At 56.5% G+C, this 22798-nt stretch carries 20 protein-coding genes; 8 read left to right on the plus strand and 12 right to left on the minus strand.

Annotated features, from left to right (window positions below; all coding sequences use genetic code 11):
• Positions 1-15 precede the first annotated feature (15 nt).
• Both OC597_RS04970 and OC597_RS04975 read right to left on the minus strand, forming a co-directional pair.
• The gene (locus OC597_RS04970) at positions 16-777 is read right to left on the minus strand and encodes a dimethylarginine dimethylaminohydrolase family protein (protein ID WP_261254633.1); all 762 of its coding nucleotides are present in this window, start codon (positions 775-777) and stop codon (positions 16-18) included.
• 160 nt (positions 778-937) lie between these two features.
• Positions 938-1876, minus strand: a complete 939-nt coding sequence (locus OC597_RS04975; RefSeq protein ID WP_261254656.1) for a LysR family transcriptional regulator — start codon at positions 1874-1876, stop codon at positions 938-940.
• Positions 1877-1973: 97 nt separating this feature from the next.
• Here OC597_RS04975 and OC597_RS04980 point away from each other — a divergent pair, with 97 nt between their 5' ends.
• A complete protein-coding gene (locus OC597_RS04980) occupies positions 1974-3185 on the plus strand; it encodes an MFS transporter (protein WP_262207819.1) in 1212 nt (403 codons plus the stop codon).
• A 51-nt stretch (positions 3186-3236) separates the two neighbouring features.
• Here the strand turns inward: OC597_RS04980 and OC597_RS04985 are convergent, their stop codons facing one another.
• The 6 genes from OC597_RS04985 to OC597_RS05010 form a co-directional block, all read right to left on the minus strand.
• The gene (locus OC597_RS04985; protein WP_262207821.1) at positions 3237-4952 is read right to left on the minus strand and encodes an ATP-binding cassette domain-containing protein; all 1716 of its coding nucleotides are present in this window, start codon (positions 4950-4952) and stop codon (positions 3237-3239) included.
• Entirely contained in the window at positions 4942-6639 is a 1698-nt protein-coding gene (locus OC597_RS04990; protein ID WP_262207822.1) for an ABC transporter ATP-binding protein, read from the minus strand. The genes OC597_RS04985 and OC597_RS04990 overlap by 11 nt, the downstream gene beginning before the upstream one ends.
• Positions 6640-6740: 101 nt before the next feature.
• On the minus strand, positions 6741-7637 hold the full coding sequence (locus OC597_RS04995) for a helix-turn-helix transcriptional regulator (RefSeq protein ID WP_261254672.1): 897 nt from the start codon (positions 7635-7637) through the stop codon (positions 6741-6743).
• A 107-nt stretch (positions 7638-7744) separates the two neighbouring features.
• Complete coding sequence (locus OC597_RS05000) at positions 7745-8668, minus strand: substrate-binding domain-containing protein (RefSeq protein ID WP_262207823.1); 924 nt, start codon at positions 8666-8668, stop codon at positions 7745-7747.
• A 93-nt stretch (positions 8669-8761) separates the two neighbouring features.
• On the minus strand, positions 8762-9541 hold the full coding sequence (locus OC597_RS05005) for a TIM barrel protein (protein ID WP_262207824.1): 780 nt from the start codon (positions 9539-9541) through the stop codon (positions 8762-8764).
• Positions 9541-10557, minus strand: a complete 1017-nt coding sequence (locus OC597_RS05010) for a Gfo/Idh/MocA family oxidoreductase (RefSeq protein WP_262207825.1) — start codon at positions 10555-10557, stop codon at positions 9541-9543. The genes OC597_RS05005 and OC597_RS05010 overlap by 1 nt, the downstream gene beginning before the upstream one ends.
• 193 nt (positions 10558-10750) lie before the next feature.
• Here OC597_RS05010 and OC597_RS05015 point away from each other — a divergent pair, with 193 nt between their 5' ends.
• Positions 10751-12709, plus strand: a complete 1959-nt coding sequence (locus tag OC597_RS05015; RefSeq protein ID WP_262207826.1) for a sigma-54-dependent Fis family transcriptional regulator — start codon at positions 10751-10753, stop codon at positions 12707-12709.
• Between the two features lie 67 nt (positions 12710-12776).
• Positions 12777-13070 carry an Rdx family protein gene (locus OC597_RS05020; protein ID WP_099062084.1) on the plus strand — a complete coding sequence of 98 codons (294 nt, stop codon included), beginning with the start codon at positions 12777-12779 and terminating at the stop codon, positions 13068-13070.
• On the opposite strand, the gene OC597_RS05025 is transcribed toward OC597_RS05020, so the two are convergent.
• The 3 genes from OC597_RS05025 to OC597_RS05035 all read right to left on the minus strand — a co-directional run bounded on the left by OC597_RS05025 (position 13067) and on the right by OC597_RS05035 (position 18114).
• Entirely contained in the window at positions 13067-13885 is an 819-nt protein-coding gene (locus tag OC597_RS05025; RefSeq protein WP_261462584.1) for a heme/hemin ABC transporter substrate-binding protein, read from the minus strand. The two genes, OC597_RS05020 and OC597_RS05025, sit on opposite strands and share 4 nt — an antisense overlap.
• 83 nt (positions 13886-13968) lie before the next feature.
• The gene (locus OC597_RS05030) at positions 13969-16326 is read right to left on the minus strand and encodes a TonB-dependent receptor domain-containing protein (protein WP_262207829.1); all 2358 of its coding nucleotides are present in this window, start codon (positions 16324-16326) and stop codon (positions 13969-13971) included.
• A 321-nt stretch (positions 16327-16647) separates the two neighbouring features.
• A complete protein-coding gene (locus OC597_RS05035) occupies positions 16648-18114 on the minus strand; it encodes a serralysin family metalloprotease (RefSeq protein ID WP_261254699.1) in 1467 nt (488 codons plus the stop codon).
• Positions 18115-18425: 311 nt separating this feature from the next.
• Here OC597_RS05035 and OC597_RS05040 point away from each other — a divergent pair, with 311 nt between their 5' ends.
• The 4 genes from OC597_RS05040 to OC597_RS05055 all read left to right on the plus strand — a co-directional run bounded on the left by OC597_RS05040 (position 18426) and on the right by OC597_RS05055 (position 20707).
• Positions 18426-18920 (plus strand): TIGR00645 family protein, encoded by a 495-nt coding sequence (locus tag OC597_RS05040; protein ID WP_012145114.1) that lies wholly within the window; start codon positions 18426-18428, stop codon positions 18918-18920.
• Positions 18921-19174: 254 nt separating this feature from the next.
• Complete coding sequence (fabZ, locus tag OC597_RS05045; RefSeq protein ID WP_261284566.1) at positions 19175-19630, plus strand: 3-hydroxyacyl-ACP dehydratase FabZ; 456 nt, start codon at positions 19175-19177, stop codon at positions 19628-19630.
• 37 nt (positions 19631-19667) lie between these two features.
• The gene (locus OC597_RS05050) at positions 19668-20456 is read left to right on the plus strand and encodes a spermidine synthase (RefSeq protein WP_261284565.1); all 789 of its coding nucleotides are present in this window, start codon (positions 19668-19670) and stop codon (positions 20454-20456) included.
• A gap of 56 nt (positions 20457-20512) precedes the next feature.
• The gene (locus OC597_RS05055; RefSeq protein WP_261254754.1) at positions 20513-20707 is read left to right on the plus strand and encodes a ribbon-helix-helix protein; all 195 of its coding nucleotides are present in this window, start codon (positions 20513-20515) and stop codon (positions 20705-20707) included.
• Between the two features lie 45 nt (positions 20708-20752).
• Here OC597_RS05055 and OC597_RS05060 read toward each other — a convergent pair whose 3' ends face one another.
• Positions 20753-21967, minus strand: coding sequence for an MFS transporter (locus OC597_RS05060; protein ID WP_262207834.1), 1215 nt, complete (start codon positions 21965-21967; stop codon positions 20753-20755).
• Positions 21968-22144: 177 nt separating this feature from the next.
• Between OC597_RS05060 and OC597_RS05065 the strand changes: the two genes are divergently transcribed.
• Positions 22145-22759: a TetR/AcrR family transcriptional regulator gene (locus OC597_RS05065; RefSeq protein WP_262207835.1), complete on the plus strand. Its 615-nt coding sequence runs from the start codon at positions 22145-22147 to the stop codon at positions 22757-22759.
• The last annotated feature ends 39 nt before the right edge of the window (positions 22760-22798 follow it).

Genomic DNA, 22798 nt, shown 5'->3' on the forward strand with positions numbered 1-22798 from the left:
CGGTAAAAGTAAGTGTCAGAAACGCAGTGACAGGCAGGTCAGGCCGCCGTCCATTTTTTTAAATTCGCTGGTGTCGAGCTGAACGATCGGCATACCTAATTTTTCGATTTGGGCCAGCGTTTGCGGATAACCCTGCGGCGTGATCAGCGTATCGTTGATCCACAGCGTATTACCGGCGTAGGACTCCGCTTCCGGGATCACGATGCTGTTAAAACCGCTAAAGGCAGGATGGTGCTGGTAGTCCTCCGTCAGCAACAGGGTATTGCGACCCACGTAGTTGACGATCGATTTCAGGTGCAGCCCGGCGCTTACCTCAATGGCAGTGACCCGGTAGCCATAGGGTTCTACCGCCGCGCTAAACTCGCCGATACCGGCCTCATCGGTGCGTGACGTCAGGCCGACAAAAAACTGGCGATCGACCAGCAGCACGTCCCCCCCGTCAAGATGTCCGCGTTGGCTCATGCGCACGACCGGGCGTTCCCCTTCAAACAGCGGGGCAATGGTGGCCACTTCGCCCCGACGGCTGGGCGCACCCGGATGGGTAATCACTGCCAGCTCCGGCATCACAACGGCGGTGTCTTCAACAAAATGTGCGTCAGGAAATGCCGGAGCAGCCGGTAACACTGTCACTTTTAGCCCCAGGCGGAGCAAGGTGTCCACATAGGCCAAAAACTGGCGGCCGGTGGTCGCGATATCCGGGGCACCCAGTTGGGCGGTGGTCTGTCCGCTGGCGCAGCTATCAGCAGGGAGTCTGGCAATGGCTTGAGTAAAGTGCATGGGCGATTCTCTCGGTTGAAAAGGACGGTCACTGTTCTTAGATTATCAAACAGATAGCATCACCAATCAGGCTGAATCCTCCCTCTGGCACTCGGTATTTACGCTGTTTATCACCCTCGCCACAACCTATTCCGCTGTGCTCAGTGCAAAACCGGCCCGCTCACGACAGAGGGGCATGTGCGCCGGTGATGCGTGGCATCACTTCTTTCATCAGCTCAAGGAATTTACGCAGGCGCGCCGGATAATAACTGGCGTACGGGTAAAGCAGATAGATGGGCAAAGATGCGGCTCGCCAGTCCGGCATCAATGGCGTCAGCCGCCCCTGTTCCAGATCCTGTTTGACCACCCAGGATGACAGCATCGCCACCCCCACGCCGTTCAACGCCGCTTTGCGTATCGCATAGAGACTGTCGGTACTTAACCGGGGTGCGATGTCAAAACGGCAGGTTTCACCGCTGCTACTGTGGGTCAAGCTGACCTCATTACGATAAAAACTGTTTAGCGCCAGCCAGGGCAATTGCGCCAAATCCCCGATCTGCCCCAGTGGCGCATGCGTCGCCAACAGCTCCGGGGCGGCCACCACTATCCGCGGAACCTCCGCCAGCAGCACCGCGACCACGGAAGGGTCGGTCACCGCGCCGACGTGGATCGCGCAGTCCACGCCTTCAGGAATGAAATCAGGTGAGTGATCGTTGAGCGTCCACTCCACGCTAGTCTGGCTATAGCGTTGCAGATAATCGCCCAGCGGCCCAATCAACTGGTCCTGACCAAAGGCATGCGGCGCCCTTACCCGCAAGATACCTACCGGCTCATCGCGTGCGCCTCGCAGTTCATCCTCCATGATTTGCCATTGCTCAATCAGCTTACGGGCATGCTGATAACAACGTTCGCCATCGTCGGTCAGCTTCATGCTGTGGGTGGTGCGCTGGATTAACTTAACGCCCAGCAGTTGTTCCAGCACCTGCAAACGCCGGCTGACGGTGGGTTGTGAAGTCTGCATTTGTGCCGCCGCCGCCGAGAGGCTGCCGCTGTCGACGATACGCACCAGGGTTTGCAGCATGGCTATGCGGTCGCCATTAGGAAATAGGTTCTTATTCATACCTATTACGTATAACAGTTTTACCTGCGCGGGGGCTACAGTTTGTGGCGAATACTGGCAAAAATAGCCGCACTTAACCTTGATTGGAATTACCACCATGAGCCAGATTTCCCCCGTCACTAACACCACCGCGCTTTCCGCCAAAGTGGTCTTCCTGCTGGCTACCGGCGCCGGTTTGAGCGTGGCGTCCATTTACTATAGCCAGCCGATGCTCGGCATTATGGGCAATGCATTCCACGCCGGAGTAAGTGACACCGGCATGGTGCCTACGCTGACCCAGGTTGGCTACGCACTGGGGATCTTGCTGCTGGCCCCGCTGGGCGATCGCCACGATCGTCGCCAGATCATCCGCATTAAAGGCGTGCTGCTGGCACTCACCCTGCTCCTTTGCGGGTTTTCTGCGTCATTCCCGCTGCTGTTGCTCAGCAGCCTGGCGATCGGTCTGGCCGCTACCGTGGCGCAGGACATTATCCCGGCGGCTGCCACGCTGGCATCTGACGCCAACCGGGGCAAAACGGTGGGTACGGTAATGACCGGGTTGCTGGCCGGTATTTTACTGTCGCGGGTTTTCAGCGGCGTGGTGGCGGAGTATTTCGGCTGGCGCAGCGTTTACCTGTTGGCGGCACTGGGTGTGCTGGCGATCACCCTGGCGATCGGGGCGGTACTGCCGCGTTTTAAGCCCAATACCACGCTGAGCTACCCGGCATTGCTGCGTTCTTTAGGCAAATTGTGGGCGGACTACCCGGAGCTGCGGCGCGCGGCGCTGGCACAAGGTTTGTTGTCGGTGGCGTTCAGCGCTTTCTGGTCGACACTGGCGGTGATGCTGGCAGAGCGCTATCAACTGGGCAGCGCCGTCGCCGGGGCTTTTGGTCTGGCTGGCGCAGCTGGTGCCCTGGCTGCGCCGTTAGCGGGTATGTTGGCCGATCGTCACGGGCCGGACTACGTCACTAAAATCGGTGCCGCCATGGTAGTGGTTTCATTCGCTCTGATGTTTCTGCTGCCGTTGCTGTCGGTACCGGCGCAACTGGCGCTGATCGCCCTGAGCGCGGTAGGTTTTGATCTCGGTATTCAGGCTACGTTAGTGGCGCACCAGACTATTATTTACGCCATCAACCCGGCGGCACGCAGCCGCCTCAACGCCATCATGTTTACCCTGGTATTTGTCGGTATGGCCAGCGGGGCGGCACTGGGCAGCAAGATCCTCGAAAGTGCCGGTTGGCCGGGCGTGGTGGCACTGGCTACCCTGGCGGCAATGGGCGGTCTGGTACTGAGAATGTTGGCCAGGCCCGGTACCCGCGCCACAGCCTGAGAAATAAAATTGCCCCTCAAGAGCCGCAGTGAAAGCTGCGGCTCTTATGTTTTAGTCTTTTGCGGCCTGTTGGTTGTTTTCGGCACAAAACTCACGGTACCAATTATCCTCGGCTAACAGTTGCGCATGACTACCAATGCGGCGTAACTGCCCCGCCACCACAATGGCAATACGATCCGCCTGAGCCGCCAGTTGTGGATGATGAGTGACATAAATGCAACTGGTACGCCCGCGTTGACGCGCCAGCAATGCCATTACCCGGCTGACGCTGAGCGAGTCCAGGCTGGCCGTGGGTTCATCCAGCAGTAATATCGGCGTTCTGGCACACAGGCTGCGAGCCAGGCAGAGACGCAACCGCTGGCCGCCGGACAATGCCGAACCGCCCACGCCAACCTCGCTGTCCAGCCCCTGACGTAAACGGGCAATTTCCTGTTGCAACCCTACCGCTGACAGCGCCTGCTGCAGTTCATGCTGTTTCAGTGCCGGATTGGCCAACTGAAGATTCCAGCGGATAGTGCCCTGGAACAGCAGCGTATCCTGCAACAATACATTGCGCCAGCTTGCCAACGTCGGTTCGCTAAGTTGACGAATATCCACACCGCCGAGGACGATCTGACCTTCAGTGACGTCTGTATTGCGCGCCAATACGCCCAGCAAGGTACTTTTGCCGGCGCCTGAAGGGCCGACAATCGCCAACTGGCTGCCGGGCGGAATATCAAGGTCGATCTCACTGAGCAGGGCTGAGCCGTCTGGCAGTCGATAACCGATCTTCCGGGCCACCAAATAGCTGTCCGCAGGGGTGCCTCCCGGTTGAGTAAACTGCAGCGCCGGGGTTTCCAGCACCAATAATACCTGTACCAGCGCCTGCCAGGCATTGCGCAGCGACTGATCGAGCTGCGTCATGGCCGCCAGAGGTTCGATAAACCGCACCAACAGCACCATTTCGGCGATCCACAGCGACGGTGCCAGTTCACCCTTCGCGACGCGCCAGGCACCCAACAACAATACCAACAGAAAAACCCCCTGCACTGCACCGGCAAAGGCCAGCGTGATGGGTAGTGAACGCCGCTGCAGATGCGTCACGTTACGGTATTGTGCGTTCAGTGCCTGTACCAGTCGTTGCCCAGCCTGCTGGTCCAGTCCGGTGGTCCGCAGCAACGCCTGCTGCTGGCCAAACTCAGCCAACTGGGCGGCGCTGTCCCGCTCGGTCTGGTGCAGTTGCTGTTCCAGTAGCAGGGTCTTCCGTCCCCCCCAGCGCAGCCACAGCCCCAAAAGGATACCCGCGGCCAACAAACAACCGGCCAACGGCAAATCGATAAATGCCAATCCGACAACCACCGTGGCGGGTGTGACCACCGCCGCAATCAACGGTGCCAGCAAATGCGCCGGGATCGCCATGGCGGTCAGTACCGGCCCCCGGACCAACCCGGGCAACTGGATCCGGCCAAGCAGGTTGGCGGGAATACGCGGAATATGCTGGATCAGCGCGCCGATCAGCACTCTCACCACCGTACATCCCGCCAAGTAGCCTTTTAGCGTCGCCCAAAACATCAGACAGCCATAGACTAACGTTGCCGCCAACAGTCCCCATAACGCCGACCCTATTTGTGCCGTATCAGCGCTAAACCAGGCGACAATCAGCGGCAGCAGCATCAGGCCGGCGATACCGTCCGACACGGCGCAGGCCGTCATCCACAATAGCGTGTTCACCAACCGCGCCCGATCCTGCGGTGCCAATAATTTCATACGTGCCCAATTAATGGCCATAAGTGTCTCCCTGACTGTCCCAAAGCCGGCGATAAAGTCCGCCGGCGGCTAATAGCTGCCCATGGCTGCCGCTGGCGACCAATCGCCCACGTTCAAGCACCAAAATGCAGTCGGCATCAATCACATCGGCTAACCGGTGACTGACGATCACCGTGCTGCCCGACCGCTGGCGCAGGCTGCGTAACAGGGCAACCGCCGTTTGGGGTTCAAGCGCCGAGGTGGGTTCGTCCAACAACAAGATCGGTGCCGGTGATAATAAAGCGCGGGCGATAGACAGGCGCTGCAATTCCCCCCCTGAAAGCTGCAGGTCACGGCCGGGTATCCTCTGATAACCGAGCGGCCGCGCCATGATTTCCTCGTGCAGACAGGCAGCCTTGGCCGCGGCATGAATGGTTGCCAGGCTGGCCTCTGGACGATAGAGCGCGATATTCTGATCCAATGGCCTCGCCAGCGCGCAACCTTGCTGTAATACCGGGGTGATTAGCCGGAATCGACCGGCGTCAGACAGGCTGGACAAAGATTGGCCGGCAACACGGATCTGTCCACAATCTGGATCCATAAAACGCGCCAACAATAACAGCAAACTGCTTTTCCCCGCCCCCGAAGGCCCGACAATCGCGGTGACGCTGCCGGCGGGCAACCTAAAGCTGATGTTTTGCAGGATCGGTTGGTCGGCATAATGGAAGCTGAGATCGCGGACTTCGATCTCGGCCGGGGCGGCAAGATTGGGCTGTTGCGTACCTTCCACCATATCTGGCATGGTCAGCAGCGCATTCAGTCGCGTCGCCGCCAGTCGGGCGCTGCGCAGAGCATCACCCCCATGCCCCATCGCCTGCAGCGGCGCAGCAATCGCCTTGACCATCAGCAGAAACACGCACAACTGCGCGGCCGGTAGCAGGCCATGACCCAAGCCCAGCGCTCCGGCGATCACCCAGGCAGCCAGCAAGGGTGCGCCCAGCAGAAGTTGCGTACCCGCGCTGAAGCGGCCAATACGCTGTACCCACTGGCTGAAGGCGCTAACAAAAAGCTCGGTCGCTGCCTGGGCTTGAGCCTGCACCCCGGCCTGCGGATACTGCCGCACGGCCACCGGGTGGCTGGCCAGCGAACCATAGCTTGCCAACATCTCCTCCATGGTACGATCGCGCTGTTCGAAGGCATCGCGGAATCGGCGGGCGCGCATAGCCCGGAACAGACCCACCGCTGCGCAAAGCGGCAGCAACCCAAACAGCGCCAATGGCATATTCAGCGTGCACAGATAGCCAAAGGCCACCAGTGGGATAATCAGCAAGTTCACCAGGTCCGTTGGTGCATGTGCAATCAGTTGATGTAGCGCCCGCACGTCCTGTTCCACGTAGCGGGCTACGCCGTCCTCACCCTGGTGTACAAACCAGTTCAGCGGCAAGCGCTGCAACTTGGCCGCCAATTTCAGACGCAGTTGATGACAGAGGCTAGCATCCACCCGGTGCGTCAGGTATAACGCCAACGTCTGACCCAACAGCCAAACCAGGCCACTGAGGGCTATCGGCCACAACCCGCCAAGTTCAGCCGCCGGTTGGGCCGCGGCGGCAATATGCCCCAGCACAATCCAGGGTACCAATGAGCAGACGCCCGCCAGCGCCTGCAATACAATCGCCGCCGCCAACGGCCGGTAATAGGGCCGCAACAAGCGGTGTAAAGCCCCTTCCATCGCTATCTCTCCATAAAATTCCATGCCTTACGATAGCGGAAATCCACGGGAGCTCGGGTGGGGATGCTTTTGCCAGCGGAACTCTTTGTTTAGTCCGCCGGTCAGCGGGCCACGATGGCGCTGGGGGAAATACCAAAGCGCTTGCGGAATGCGATGGATAAATGCGCCGGGCTGTAGCCCACGCGATAGGCGATGGTAGAGACATTGGCCGCTTCGCTGCTGAGCATGCGGTGTGCCTGTTGCAGACGATACTCCTGCAGCCAGGCGAACACGCTGCTGCCAAAAATCTGGCGGAAGCCCTGGGTCAATTTGCGGGTGTTAATGCCCACCAGTGCCGCCAAACGGTCCAACCCGGGGGGATGCGGCAGATCGGCAATCAGCAGATCTCGCGCGGCATGAAGACGTTCAATGTCTGCGCGGGAGAGCCGCAGACGGGCGGTTGCCGGTGCAGGCGTGTCGGACAGGTGTTGCAGGCTCATGGCTATCAGCTCCATCGCCTTCCCGGCCAGATACAAATCGCGCGTAGCGCCTTGCAACGGGCAGCTGGCGATCTGTGTCGACAACGCCAGCAGCAGTTTTGACGCCGGACCGATGACCATTTTCGGCGGCTGCCCCGCCCGATATTTCAACGCAGTGGGAAACAGCTCGGCATGCTGATCCTGCCCGTCGCTCTCCAGTTGCAAAATGGTGTAACGCAGGGGGATATCAGGCTGAAAACGGTGTGATATTGCGTAGTCGCCCAGGTTGCCAAATGCACAAAGCGAAGGTTGAACGACGTGCCGTACCGCCTGCCCGGCAACCCGGCATTGCATCTGACCACTGTGAACCAATGCCAGTTTGATGCCGTCGATCAGTGGGTCATCCTCCCAGGCGGAGTGCTGTTCCAGCCAGGTGCCGCTATGCAGCAAAATATGCGGGGCAAATTTTAGGCGTTCTGGTCGCTGAACTGACGCGGTGTTAGGCTCATGGGGCAATATAGGATTCAGTGTGGTTGTCATGACAAGCGGATTTTCAAATAGCGAGCGACAGGGATTTCACTATCGCATAACGGCCGGTAAATGAAAGTAATTCTTATTCAATCTGCCGACCACCAGGGTTGCTCCGCCTATTTCGGGTTAGCCGTCATAAACTGGGCCAGATTATCCTGAGTGATGATTTTATAAGGCACCCAGTGATACGGCTCGGTTTTTTGTTTTTCCAGCAGCACCTGGGTCACCTGCACCGCGCCGGTGGCCTGGCCTTTGGCGTCCTGGAAGATGGTCAAGGCCATGCTGCCGTTTTTGATAAACTGCTGGCCGTCCGGTGTACCGTCAATGCCCGCCACCAGAATGCTTTTATTTTTGGCCTGGTTAAGCGCCATGATGGCACCGATTGCCATTTCATCGTTGTTGGCAGCAATAGCGTCAATCGGGCGGCCATTCAGCAACCAGCCGGACACCACGTCCACCGCCTCATTACGCTGCCATTTGGCGGTCTGCTTCTCCAGTACCTTCATGCCCTGGTACTTGGCGATCACCGCTTCCACTGCACGGGTGCGCTCACGAGCCTCTTCATTGGACAGCGCCCCCATCAGGATCGCCACGTTGCCGCGGTAGTTCATTTTTTTCGCCAGCGCCTCCATCTGCATCTCACCGCCCGCCGCCGAGTCGGAGCCGACATAGGCCATGGCCTTACCCAGTTTCACCTCGGGTTTACGGTTGACGAAAATCAGTGGAATGTTGGCGCGTTCGGCGGCATCCATCATCGGTTTCACCCCCTGGGTATCGACCGGGTTGAGGATAATGGCGTCTACCCCCAGGTTGATAAAGTCATCTACCTGCTGCACCTGCAGCGCCACGTCCCCCTTGGCATCGACAAACTGACCGTCCATGTTCAGCAGTTTCAACTCGCTGACCATCTGCGAACGCAGAATAGAGACAAAGTTAAGATCGAAATTGGCCAGCGCCACGCCGACCTTATAGGTTTTCGCCTGGACGCTGAAGGCCATAACCAGGCTCAGCAGAAGCAACAGCAACGTTTTGGTTTTCATGGTTACATCCTGTAGGTTGAGGTTTATTTATTATTAAAATCAACGCATCACTGCTTATCCCGGGTAACAGGCCACTACCCGGCTAGCTTAGGATTAGAGGGTGAAATGGTCACGGAACTGTTGCAGCGCCTCGGTGCTGTCACCGGCTGCCCAGCCCTCCATCGCCACCACGCCCTGATAGCCTATCTCGTCTAACGTGCGGGCGATGGCGCGGTAGTTGATTTCGCCGGTACCGGGTTGCTTTCGCCCCGGCACATCAGCCACCTGGATTTCACCGATCGCCGGACCGCAGCGGCGGATCAGCTCGATCAGATTACCCTCGCCAATTTGCGCGTGATAAAGATCGAGATTCATTTTCAACCCCGGACGGTTAACCGCCTCCACCAGAGCCAGCGTGTCGCCGGCTTTGGCAAAGGGCGTACCCGGGTGATCCAGCGGCAGATTGAGGTTTTCCAGCGTGAAGACTTTGTCGGCATCCTCACCCATCTGCGCCAACCGGGTCAGCGTATCGGCCGCCTTCAGCCACATGGCACCCGTCACCACCTGCACCGGTTTCACCGGCAGTCCTTGCGAGTCCAGGCCGGTGCCATGCAGGTTCAAACTCGGGCAGTTTAAGCGCTGCGCCACGGCCAGTGACTGCCGGGCACTTTGCAACAGTTCGCTGATGTCCTCTTCGTCGGTCAGGTTGCCGCTGAGGTAGCCGGTCATCGAGGTAAAGCGCGCTCCGGTAGCTACCAAAGCATCAAGGTCTTTATTGGCCCAGTTCCAGATTTCAACGCCAAAACCGAGTGCATCAATGCGCGCCACGCGTTCGACAAACGGCAGATCGAGAAACACCATTTCGGCGCAAACGGACAACTGATAATTGGCCATTATTGTTCTCCCAGTTTGATCGGTTTACCCTGCTGCACCGACGCAATACAGGCCAGCGCGATTTCCAACGCATTGTGCGCATCCTGCCCGGTGGCTCTCGGTTTTTGCCCTTGCTGAATGCACTGGGCAAACTCGGTCAGTTCCGCCACGTAGGCGTCGTGCAGCAAATCGGTATCCTGTCGCGAGGTCTCAATGGCGATGCCACCGGCGTGATAGCGCACGCAGTTATTCAAGTTGATATTGCCCGCCTGCAGCATGCCCTGGCTGCCAAATACCTCACCACGCACGTCATAGCCGTAGACCGCCTGGAAATTAGCTTCGGCGGTGGCGATGGCCCCGTTATCAAAGCGAATGGTCACCACCGCCGTGTCCAGTAACCCGCGATCCTTGAAATCCGGACGCACCAGTGCATCTGCCAGTGCATACACTTCCACCGGCCGGGCCCCAGGGTTGAAATGCAGCAGCGTGTCAAAATCGTGGATCAGGGTTTCCAGAAAGATGGTCCACGCCGGGATTGGCGCGGGATCGCGTAACTGCGGGTCGCGCGTGACCGAGCGCGACAACTGGGTGGTGCCATTCTCCCCTGACTTGACGGCGGCGATGGCGGCGGCAAACCCGGTGACAAAACGACGGTTAAAGCCCACCTGCAGGACCACGCCCGCCTGATTTGCGGCATTAATGGCGCTATCCGCTTCCTCCAGCGTGACGGCCATCGGCTTTTCACAGAATACGTGTTTACCGGCCTTGGCCGCCGCTACCACCCACTGCGCATGCGTACGCGCCGGAGAAGCGATGACGACGGCATCAATAGCCGGATCATCCAGCATCGCCTGCAAATCGCTATAGGCTTCAACGCCCAGACGTTCTGCCAGCCGCTGCGCCGCCTCCGGTAACGGATCGGCCACCGCGACCAACACTGCGCCCGGCACTCGCCGTGCCAGCGACTCGGCATGAAAGCTGCCCATGCGGCCGGCGCCAATCAGACCAACGCGCAGGATTTTGGGTGAATGACTCATGGTGATTCCTTATGTGGGTAATGCCCTCGCGGGCAACAGAGTTCACTGGCGGTATTGCAAAGGGGATGCCAGCTTGAAACGCGGGGAATTTGTGAGGCGTTGCACAGATAGGCGCAACAAAGTGACAACTAAATTGACATGTCAATTTCACATGTCAATAAAATGGACATTACATTCCAAAACGGAGCTGCCGATGCACACCGCCGCTGGCCTGATGCCAATCAAAGATGAGAGCGACCCGATCTTCAGCCTGCCGGAAGGGCCGGAGGCCGGTGAATGGGACAGCCTGTTTTGGCAAGGCTGGCAGGCATTCAACGAAGGAGGTCAGCCGGTTTGGATACGCAAATCGATCCTGCAATCCTGGCGGCGCTCACGGGAGTACGGTATTGATCCCGATGAGTTTGTCTATCACGCACCACCGGCAGAACAGCTACAGGCCATCCTGTTGCACAACGCCGAGCTGATTACCGTGGCGCGCAGCATCATGGAAAACCTGCTGGCCTACAATCCCGACGGGCACATCAATCTGACCGATGCCAATGGCGTCACCCTTCACTACTGCGGCGCCGACATGACGCCGGTCGGCAGCATTCTGCGTGAAGAGGTTCAGGGCACCAACTGCACCGCCCGCTGCCTGCTGGAACAGCGCCTGGTATATGTATTAAGCGGCGAGAACTGGAAGTTGGGCCTGCGCCAACGGCATCGCCAGTGTGCCGCCGCACCGGTACGTAACGCCGAGGGAGCGATGATTGGCGTGCTGACGCTCACCGCCACGCCGGATAATTTCAATGCCCATACGCTGGGCACCGTGCAGGCGGCGGCAGAGGCCGTTGGTCAGCAACTAAGGCTGCACCGGCTGCTGGCCGAACAACAGTCGATTCTGGAAACCCTGAATGAAGGCGTGATGGTTTGCGATCGCCAGGGGCGGCTGAAAACCGTTAACCGCTATGCCCGCCAGATTTTTGACGGTCTGGAGCCGGGTAACCTCTCTATCGATGAGTTGCTGCGCCCACAATCCGGTTCACTGCTGACCATGCCATTTTGCAACGACCGTGAAATGGTGTTTATGCCGGCAGGTAAACCCGCCCTTTCCTGCGTGATTTCCCTGATGCCCGCGCCGGATGACGGCCGCGTGCTCTCCGTGCGAGAGAACCAGCGTATCCGCGCCATTACCCGCCGGGTGATGGGGGTCAGCGCCAGCTATACCTTTGAGATGATTTACGGCCACTCCAGCCGCCTGCGTGAGGCGATCACGCAGGCGCGCACCTGCAGCCGCAGTGACAGCACGGTGCTGTTGACCGGCGAAAGCGGCACCGGCAAGGAGCTGTTTGCCCAGGCGATCCACAACGGCGGCGGACGTTGCAATGAGCCCTTTGTCGCCGTCAACTGCGGAGCCTTACCGCGCGATTTGGTGCAGAGCGAGCTGTTTGGCTACGTAGACGGTGCCTTTACCGGATCGCGCCGTGGCGGTTCCGCCGGCAAATTCGAACTGGCAGACGGGGGAACCCTGCTGCTCGATGAAATTGGCGAAATGCCGCTGGAAGCCCAAACCAGCCTGCTGCGCGTGCTGCAGGAAAGCGAAGTTCTGCGGATTGGTGCGGCACACCCGGTAAAAGTAAATGTGCGCATCATTGCGGCCACCCATTGCGACCTGGTACAGGCCGTGGAGACCGGCGCATTTCGGCGCGATCTCTATTACCGTTTGAACGTGCTCTCGATCCCGGTTCCGTCGCTGCGTGAACGCCGGGAAGACATCGTCGGACTGGTCAATGGCTTCATTCATAAGCTCAGTACACGGATGAAAAAAGTCCCGCCGCAGGTTTCACCGCAGGCGATGGCCTGTCTTAACGCCTGGCCCTGGCCGGGCAACGTGCGCGAACTGGAAAACCTGGTGGAACGGATGGTGAACCTGTGTGAAGGATTACTGATCGACGTGGGCGACCTGCCCGAGGATATGCGGCGGATGTCCCCAGAAACGGACTCCGCCCCCTCAAGCCGACTGGAAGATAATGAACGCGCTCATATCATTCAGGTGATTGGATCCAATAGCGGCAATTTGAGGCAGGCAGCCCAGATGCTCGGGCTGTCACGCACCACGCTGTACAACAAAATCAATAAATGGCAGATCGATTTAACGCTGTTTCGCCCCTGAGTGACGCATTGACAGCATGGCGATGGCATCCGATGATGCTGACAATCTTACCGCTCAGGCTCAGCCCATGAAAACATCCCCTGCCGTCACTATTCATTACTGCTCGCAATGCAACTGGCTGCTGCGAGCCGCGTGGATGGCGCAAGAGTTACTCCATACTTTCAGCACCGATTTGGCTTCCGTCACGCTGGTTCCCGGCACCGGAGGCATTTACCAGGTCACCGTTGATGACGTGGTCATTTGGGATCGAAAAATCGACGGTGGGTTCCCGGAGGCAGCAGCGTTAAAGCAACGCCTGCGCGATCGCTGCTTCCCCGAGCGTTCCCTGGGCCATGTCGATAATAAAGGCGCCAAAAGTTAAGGCATAACCGCTTGCGCGGCCTGCCGTAGTTGGCCGATGGCCGCCGGCATCGCCAACCCAAAGCTCAGCAAGGCGTTGTCATCAATCACCAACAACTGCCGTTGTTGGCCCGCCGGGGTAAATGCCAGCCCCGGCAACATCCAAAGATTGGTTTCTCCCCCCAGCCGCTGCAGGCTGGCTTTCCCTATCACCAATAACTGCGGCGCGGCAGCAACCAATCCCTCCTGAGTCAACGACTGATAACGCGCCACCCCGGCCATGGCATTTTCCAATCCGGCACTGCGAATGGCACCATCGGCGGCGGTACCATTACCTGCTCCCATGGCCGTTATTCCGGTGTGTGCCATGATGAACAGTACCCTGACGGGCAACGGACGAGTAGGTACGGCGGCGATCTGACGCGCCAGTTCAGCCTGCAGGATTTTACCCTCGGCAACTCGTCCCAAAGTGGTCGCAATAACGGCAATCTTTTGGTTAATCACGCCCAATTCGGGTTTGCCGGTCACCGTTACCACTTTAACCCCGGCCTGTTCAACCTGCTGCAAGGCCAACGACGGCTGTGCCAATTCGCTGGTGATCACCAACGTGGGCTCCATCGCCAGGATCCCCTCGGCGTTGAGCTGGCGCATATAACCGACATTTGGCAGTTTGCTGGCCTGTGGTGGTTGTTGGCTGGTGCTGTCACGCGCGACCAGCATTTGCTGCGCCCCCAAGGCATAAATAATTTCCGTGATGTCACCACCAATGGCTATCACGCGCTCGCTGGCGAACACCGAAAACGGCAATGCCAACAACACGATAATCCATGATTTCATCCGCTAGCTCCTTATGGAGAAGATGACTGACACAACAGCCGCCCTTCGACAATGAAAGGCGGGCGTTGCATTAACGACGAGGCTTAGAAATCTACGTTGACGCCAAGCTGGAAGGTTCTTCCCGGCATGACAGCCAGCGCATTATCGTAAGCATCCTGATTGGTGGAGTCCGTCAGCTCACGGCTGCTCAGGTAATCGCGGTATTTTCGGTCGGTGATGTTATATACACCGCCGCTCAGCTTCACATTGCGGGCCACCTGCCAGTAGGCCGACATGTCGACCAGACCGTAACCCGGCACGCGCAGATACTCTGCCGTAGAGTCGGTGAGCGTTCCGCCGCTGGCGTTGCTATAGCTTTCACGGTTGGTGGCCGTCGCCTGCTTGCCTTTGACAAAGGTGGCGGTAACCGCTGCACCGTAGCGTTTCGCCGGGTCGTCCCACGCCACGCCCACAATCGCCTTCATTGGCGCTACGCTGTCGATATCGACATATTTATCGCCGGAGTAGCTGGACTTGGATTTACCCTGGTTATACCCCAGCGCAAAATTCGCGCTCAGGCCGTTAACCTGCTCAAACCAGGTGCCAAAATTCAGTCGGGTGCTGACTTCCCCGCCGTAGATGTAGGCCTTGTCGCGGTTTTCCGCCTGATAAATGGTGTAGATATTGGAAGGCACGTTTGTGAACTGACCTGGGCTGCTGGCACGCTGATAGCGGGTATAGGCGATGAAGTTTTTATAGGTGTTGTAGAACAGCGACGTCCGCAGCGTCACCCCTTCCACCACTTCCCCCTTCATACCCCATTCCAGATTGTTGCTGGTCTCGGTTTTCAGATCGGCGTTGCCGATCAACGCATACTGAGCCGTGCCCGCGTAGCTGGAACCGAGGTTCCATGAACCATAAAGCTGGCTGGCATTTGGGAACTGCGCGCCGCGTTTGTATTGCAGATAGGTCATCAACCCCGGCGTAATGTCGTACTGGAAGCTGAGTGACGGCAATACCTGGGTATCGGTGTTGCTTTTGCCGTACAGCGTTTCCAGCTCGGATTCCGTCAGCACCGTGCTGCCGGTGGTCAGGTTGCTCAGGTTTTGCGGCTTGGTACTCTGGTGAGCCACACGCACGCCCGGCACCACGGCAAAGCCGCGTCCATCGAGATCAAACTGAACCCGGTCCTGCACAAATCCGCCCAATATGTAGCTGCGGCTGTTTGATTCCGGCTGCATGATGGCGGTAAATGCGCTGGGAGCCGGTTCTTCACGGAATGGCCGTTCGGTATCGGTGATCCGCCCATTGAGCCCGCCACTCAGCGTATGCCGCCCCAGAGTTTTGGCAATTTGCGTTTCAAAACCGTAGGTGTCGACGTTGTAGTCGGAGTAAACCCGCTCCATGCTGCCGGTGCTGGTCGGCATGTAGGTGTTGTCGTGCGCCTGGGTTTGCTGGTAATAAGCTTTCGATGTCAGGGTGTCGACGTAATCATTGAACGGCGTCCATTCATCTTTCAGGCTGATACCCCAGCGGCGCGTATTGCTCTGCTGCTGGGCGGTACCAAGAATGGCGCTGCCGGCCGAGTTCCAGCTGTCATAATGGGTATGGTTGGTTTTGTCGTAATAATCCACCGTACCGGTGACTTTATGCTCGTCATTCGGCTGCCAGATACCGGAGGCCACCAACGCGTTGGAATGCCAGTTAGCCGGATAAGCCTGGTGGGTACCGCTGTTATTACGCGTTTCCTGACCGTCACGGCGGCTATAAACAAACACCCCGCGCAGTTGTTCATCACCCGCTGCGGCGGTAATGCCGTTATGCCAGCTGCGGTTGGCGGAATCGTAATCACTTTGGTAACCAAAATAGGTCGGTTTGGTCGGTGACAGGTACTGGTCCGCCGACTTCGGTGAAAACGACACCGCGCCACCGATGGAGGTATTACTGCGTTCGGTTGAAGTGGCCCCTGACTCGATGTCCACCTGACCATACATATAGGGGTCAAGATAGTCGCGGCCAATGCCAAAGGTATTGAGGCCGGCACGGCTGACATAGCTGCGCCCGGTGGCATCCGGTTGTGGAATGCCATCGACATCCAGTCCAACGCGGTTGCTCTCCAGGCCACGGATGTTATAACCGGTATAACCACTGCGATCGAACCCGCTTTTGCCTGAAGACGATCCTCCGCTGACGCCAGTGGCGCTAATCAGCGGTTCATAACGCATAATCGAACCGAAATCATTGCCTCCCTTTTTCTGCATATCCTGCGCAGAAATCGTGGTGATTGTTCCGGCCTTCTTCTCAATCACCGGTGCAACAACCGTTATTTCCTCTTCATTTTGCGTGGTTTTTTCTATTAAGCTTTTCTTTACCTCGGCATTAACGTTAAAGGCGGTGGTGAACAAGGTTCCCCACAGGAAAGACTGTCCGATAACTCCCCGGTAATTAAAGGTTTTGCGCATGTGTTAGCCCTGCAATAATTATTAGTATTCGCTCGCAGTTGCTTCGTCTCCCGGTGGCTTTCCGGAATAAATAATATTAATAAAAAGTAACAATGTTTAAAGAAAGGTCTTTCTGCGTAGACTTGATGAAACAGATGATAATGATAATGCTTATCATAATCAATATCGGAATAGCCCTTTTAAATCCGTTGCTGGGATATTCCCCAATTATTTACGAAATCCTTACAAAGCGGCACAGGTACTGGATCAGAGACGGGGTTGCCTGGAGGGATGAAGAATAAAGACCTTAAAAAACGGTGGGCGTAACCCACCGTTGCAGAGTTAAACAATAAAGTCAGTGGCCGTATTGGCTTGCCCTACGATATTAACCAGGAAGTCCGGAGCGGCCTGGCCATTTATATTTAGCGCTAACTCACTTAAGTTACTTTGTGAATTATAGGTTAGCAGTGCCTCCCCCGCCTGACCGCTGAAACTGTCGACGAAGTGAATAAAGCCTGCGCCTTTATCGCCATGATTAAAGAAGGACAGATCAATTTTGTCGATGCCGGTTTCAAAGTCCATGATCTTGTCAGGAGATGTGAACGGCGAGTCATTCACCGCCGCGAAAACAAAGATATCTTTGCCGCTGCCACCGAATAGTTGATCCTGCCCACCGCCACCGTAAATAACGTCATTGCCCGCACCGCCATGAAGAATATTGGCCGCATCATTGCCGACAATCACATCATTCCCTGAACCCCCAATGGCATTTTCAATAACTGCACCCAGGGCGATGGAAACGTTGCCCTTCAACCCACCGACGTCAGAGAATGAACCTTCTGTCAGGTTGATGCGTTGGTTCTGCGTATAACCCGAGAAATCAAGCGTATCGTTACCGCCTGCATCCCAGACGGAGAACACCAGCTTCTGGTTGCTGTCCGTCAGCGTGTAGAAATCCCGCCCGGTATTGGAATTGAACCCGTAAACCGTATCCCCGGTACGCGTAGTGGTATTAACGCCATAGAGATACTGAATAGCGGCAATATCGTCAACCAGCGGTGCGGCAGCATAATGACCGCCGTTGTCACCACCGGTAACAGCTTCATCCCAATAGCTCATCACGCTGAACTGGCGGGTATCTTCAGCATAGGTTCCCTTTGCATAGCTGGGGTTCTGGCCGGCATTATAAACCCCCGGGTGATCCAACCCCAACGTATGCCCCAGTTCATGGGTGATACTCAAACGGCCGTAGTTACCCAATTCAGGGTGCAGGTTGGCGTAAACCCCGTCCCGGGTATCCGCGTACTTGTAATTGATATTGAACCAGCTTTGACCATCAGTATTATGCCCGCGGTAGTCGTTGCCGGCACCGCTAAAAGGCTTAATAGCATAAGCCTGGCCGTCGCCCTGATAATTACCAAAGGTAATGTTGGATTTTTGCCCTGGGCCCACCTCAACAAAATTAAGGTTTGCCACATCCGCCCAGGACTGCAGAGAAAGCTTGGCCTGCGCCTGTTGATCGGCAGTGAAGGCGCTAAGGCCGGTGTCCTGATTCTTGACGCCAAAGCGGAAATTTAAATTACTCTGATTATAATCCCAATCAGGGAAGGAATAAGTCACGGTAGCGCCCTGGCCGGTGACATGAACGCCATTCCAGGTTTGTTCACTGCGCGCTATTTGTTTGCCGGCCTCTTCCACACCGAAAGAAGGCTTATTATTGAGGGTTAAACCATTACCTCTATTATGGTAATTAAGCAAATCATTAACACTGTCCCAACCGCTTGTTTTTCCATTCAGGGAATTTTCCATGTCCATCTCCAGTCGATTAATTCACTTCCGTTATATATAATTCGCTCGCGATATAAAAAATTGCCGCTATATTATTTTGCAGCATTTAAATCCTAGTATGATTTTCAGATAGCTCAATATATATGGGAAAAATAAATCACGCCGGAGTAAACCTCGATAAAATCACCTTATAACAAGAGGGAATTAACCCCTCGGCCAGAACAACTATAGTCCCGATGAAATCCCCCCTTAATCGCGCCACGGTCACTTGCCATTTGCCGGGCCTGTTGCGCTATACTGTGCCCCACTTTTTGTAACGAACTCAGATGACTATGGAACGCTTTCTAGAAAATGCCATGTACGCCTCTCGTTGGCTGCTGGCGCCGGTTTACTTTGGCCTGTCGCTGGCCCTGTTGGCGCTGTCGATAAAATTCTTCCAAGAGATCATTCACGTTCTGCCAAACATTTTCGCCATCGCAGAAGCGGATTTGGTTCTGACGCTGCTGTCGTTGATCGATATGGCGCTGGTGGGTGGATTACTGGTGATGGTGATGTTCTCGGGCTACGAGAACTTTGTTTCGCAACTGGATATCAGCGACGACAAAGAAAAACTGAGCTGGTTGGGGAAAATGGACTCGACCTCGCTGAAGAGCAAGGTAGCCGCGTCGATTGTCGCCATTTCGTCCATTCACCTGTTGCGAGTGTTTATGGATGCCAAGAACGTGCCGGACAATAAGCTGATGTGGTATGTGATCATCCACCTCACCTTTGTGCTTTCCGCCTTTGTGATGGGCTATCTTGATAAGCTGACTCGCGATAAAAAATGATCCCCGTTAGCCGCCCCTTCTGTTGGCGGCTAATCGCTCCCTTACCTGCTAAAAAACCCAATTAATCAATAAATTGAATTATATTCTCAACATCTTTTACTGGTGACGCTGTCACTAACGAACCCTATTTAGCAGCCTGTTCATATTCATTTGGTGCATCTGATGATAATAACATTATAATGTTATTACACTTCGACAAGCACAGAAGCCGGCGCAAGCTGAGCTTCGTCCCGCTGACAGGACCCAAATCAATCATGCCGCTGAATGGTAAACCTATACAGTATCAGGACGTTCAATCTATCCTGCCACACCGCTTTCCCTGTCTGCTGGTTGACCGTATCCTGCCTGACGGCACCTCGATTGCCGAAGGTCGCCTAAGCGCCATCAAAAATATCACCGCCAATGAACCGACTTTTTGGACCGGCCACCACCAGACTATGGTGTTTCCCGGCATATTAATGGTGGAAGCGTTGGCGCAGACCACAGGGTTGTTGGCCCACTACTTTCTTAGCCCGTTATTGCCCGGCGAGCATTACTACTTTGCCGCCATTCATCGTGCCCGCTTCTATCGCTCGGCCCGGCCTGGCGATCAGCTACGCATGGAAGTCGCCTTTGTCCGACAACGCTCCGGCCTTGCCCGCTTTACCGGCCGTGCCACGGTTGATGGCCGCCGTATCTGTACCGCCGAGTTTATGTGCGCCCGTAAGTAGCACCACCGTTTTCTGATGGAGGCTGAACGAAATTACTATGTCTTTGGTTGATAAGTTGCTAAATAGCTTGGATTTCTCGCCACGCGGTCAGGTCATTGCCCGCGAGCAGGATCACTGCGGCGAAATTATTGTCTCTGACCACAAGGGCTACCGGACCCTGCGTTTTGACGGCATCTGCGAGCAGAGCAAAATGTGTATCGACGCGCCGCAGGTACCGGTTCACAACTACATCAAAACCATGTTGATGGCGGTGGCCTGGCAACCTCCTTCATCTGCATTGATCCTGGGTCTGGGCGGCGGAGGTCTGGTGCGGGCGTTGCATGCCTATGACCCCAATATGCTGCTGGAAGTGGTGGAACTGCGTGCGGCGGTGATCTCTGTTGCCCAAAGTTACTTCACCTTGCCCGCTGACGAGTCGGTGATCTTGCACGTGGCTGACGCGGCCGATTTTTTACGGGCTGCCGTAACACGACACTATGATTTGATTTTCTCCGATCTCTACAGTGCCTTCAGTATGGATCCGCAACAGGGCACGCAAACCTTTCTTCAGCGCTGTGCCGGGCGGCTTTCGCCACAAGGTTGGTTAGTGCTGAACTACCATGAAGTGCCCGATGAAAACTCACTGCTGTACCACAGCCTGCACCGGGTGTTTAACACCGTGTTGTACTGCGTGGCCCCCAGCGGCAACGTGATTATCTATGCGACACCGGTCGAAATCGAGACGCCGTTAAGCCTGCTGCGCCGCCTGTCCGCCGAGGTTGGCCCGAGCTTTAACTGCGATCTCCGCTTCCTGTCACGCAAGATTGAACGGTTGCACTTTAGCTGAGGCGCTATGGCCGCCTGACGATTATCATTTGATTATTATTCTCTGGAGTCACCATCATGGAAAAGAAAACGGCACGTCTGACCGTACTCATTGATCCTGATAAGAAAAAAGCGTTGGAAGAGTTGTGCCTGCAACAGGACGTCACCCCTTCTCAGGTGATCCGTCAGCTCATACGCGACTATCTGCAGAAACATCAGGTGGAGTACCCAAGCCAGCCGACCCACTCTAATCCACGCGTGGATAACGCCTGACGTCAGATGGCGCTCGGTTGGCGCCATCTGAAACCACTGCAGTGATTACCCCTTGCGTGCCTCGGTGGAAAAACCATGCCGTTTGGCCGCCATCGTGAGCGCCAAACCGCCCAGTATCAGCACCAGCGATACCCATGGGAAGGACACCGCGCCAAAGTGCTCAAGCAATAGGCCACCGAAAATACCGCCGACGGCAATGGCGCTGTTCCAAATGACCACGTTCATCGCCAGCGCGGCATCCGCCCCTTCGCCAGCCGTGTCTGCCAGTGCAGTCTGCAATAACGTCGCCGCCCCGCCAAAGCTCAACCCCCATAGCCCCAACCCGACATAGACCGCGGCCGCTGAATAAATGCCGATGCCCAGCAGCAACATCGTCACGGCGAACAGTACCAGGCTGACCAGCACCGCCTTTCGCAAATGATGATCAACCACCCGAGCGGTGAACCAAATACCCGCCAGCGCCGCCAGGCCAAAAACAAGTAACACGGCGTCAACCTGGTTAGCCAGCCCTGCCGGCGTCACCAACGGAGCAACGTAGGTGTAAAGAATGTTATGCGCAAACATCCACAGCATGACGACGCCCAATACCGATCTGACACCCGGAGTGATCAGAACCTTATACAGCGGCATCCGCTGTGGCCCCGCCTGGCCAGGATAATCCGGCACCTTTGCCAACACCCAAACGATTAATGCCAGCGTCATCAAAGACATCACACCAAAAGCGCTGCGCCAGCCCACCACCGCCCCCAGCCATGTTCCCAGAGGGACACCCAGCGACAGCGCGATTGGCGCGCCAACCATAGCCACCGCCATAGCTTTACCCTGCAGATGAGGCGCCACCATTCTGCGCGCGTAACCGGCAAGCAGGCTCCAGGCCAACCCTGCGGCCGCTCCGGCAAAAAAACGCGCAGCCAGCGTGACAACATAGCTGGAGGAAAGTGCCGTGACCGTGTTGAAGACAAAAAAACCGCCAATGGTCAGCAGTAAAACATTACGTCGACGCCAGCGTTGAGTGGCAAGCGCCAGGGGAATGGCCGCCAACACAGACCCCAACGCATAGGCGGTAATCATCTGTCCGATCAGCGAGGGCGACACCTGTAGACCGGGGACCATCTGCAGCAATAAACCCGCGGGTAAGGTTTCGGTGGCGATACAGATAAAACCGGTCATGGCCAATGCCAGCAGCGCCGCCATCGGCAATCGCTGCGCCTGAGCGGGTATCTCTCGGTCTTCAATACAACTGATAGGGGTCTGGCTCATCAATAACCTCATTATGTATCGATCGGTATAAATATGGTCGACACTTATCCGTACCCGTGAGTCCATCACGCGAATTGATTTATGTATCGAGTGGTATAATAATGCTAAGCGGGTATCATCTGAGTGTCAATGACATTTATATCGATCGGTATTTAACTAACAAACCTGGAGGCCGTTATGGCACAAATGGGCCGCCCTCGCCGCTTTGATCGCGACCAGGCTGTGCAGCAGGCACTGCATCTGTTTTGGCAGCACGGTTATCAGTCCACCTCGCTGGCACAGCTTAAGGCGCAGATCGGTGGCGGCATTACCGCACCCAGTTTTTATGCTGCCTTTGGTTCCAAAGAGGCGCTGTTCAACGAGACGGTGTCCTGCTATCTCAATAGCTACGGGCGGGTTAATGATGCGCTGTGGGATGATTCACTGCCGCCCAGAGAAGCGATTGAAATTTCCTTGCGCCGCTCGGTTAAGATGCAATGCGAAGACCATCATCCCAAAGGCTGCATGGTAGCTCTGGCGGTGATGTCCGGCAGCACGGCTGAGCATGCCGCCGTGCTGAAACCGCTGACAGACTCCCGCCAACGTACCTTGAACGGTTTTAATCATTGTATTCAACGGGGCATAGCGAGCGGTGAGTTAAGAAAACAGATTGATCCTGCGGTTATCGCCACGCTGTTCGACAGCTTTCTGTTGGGCGTTTCGACGCTGGCACGGGACGGCGTCGACTACCCTGTGCTGGATAACGCCGTCACGGCATTGATGACGGTTTGGGATACTAACGCCCATGCCTGATGGCACCTGATCTTAAGTGTTTACCGGACCCAGTCCGGC

Source organism: Serratia proteamaculans, assembly GCF_946227095.1.
GTDB classification, from domain to species: Bacteria; Pseudomonadota; Gammaproteobacteria; order Enterobacterales; family Enterobacteriaceae; genus Serratia; species Serratia proteamaculans_E.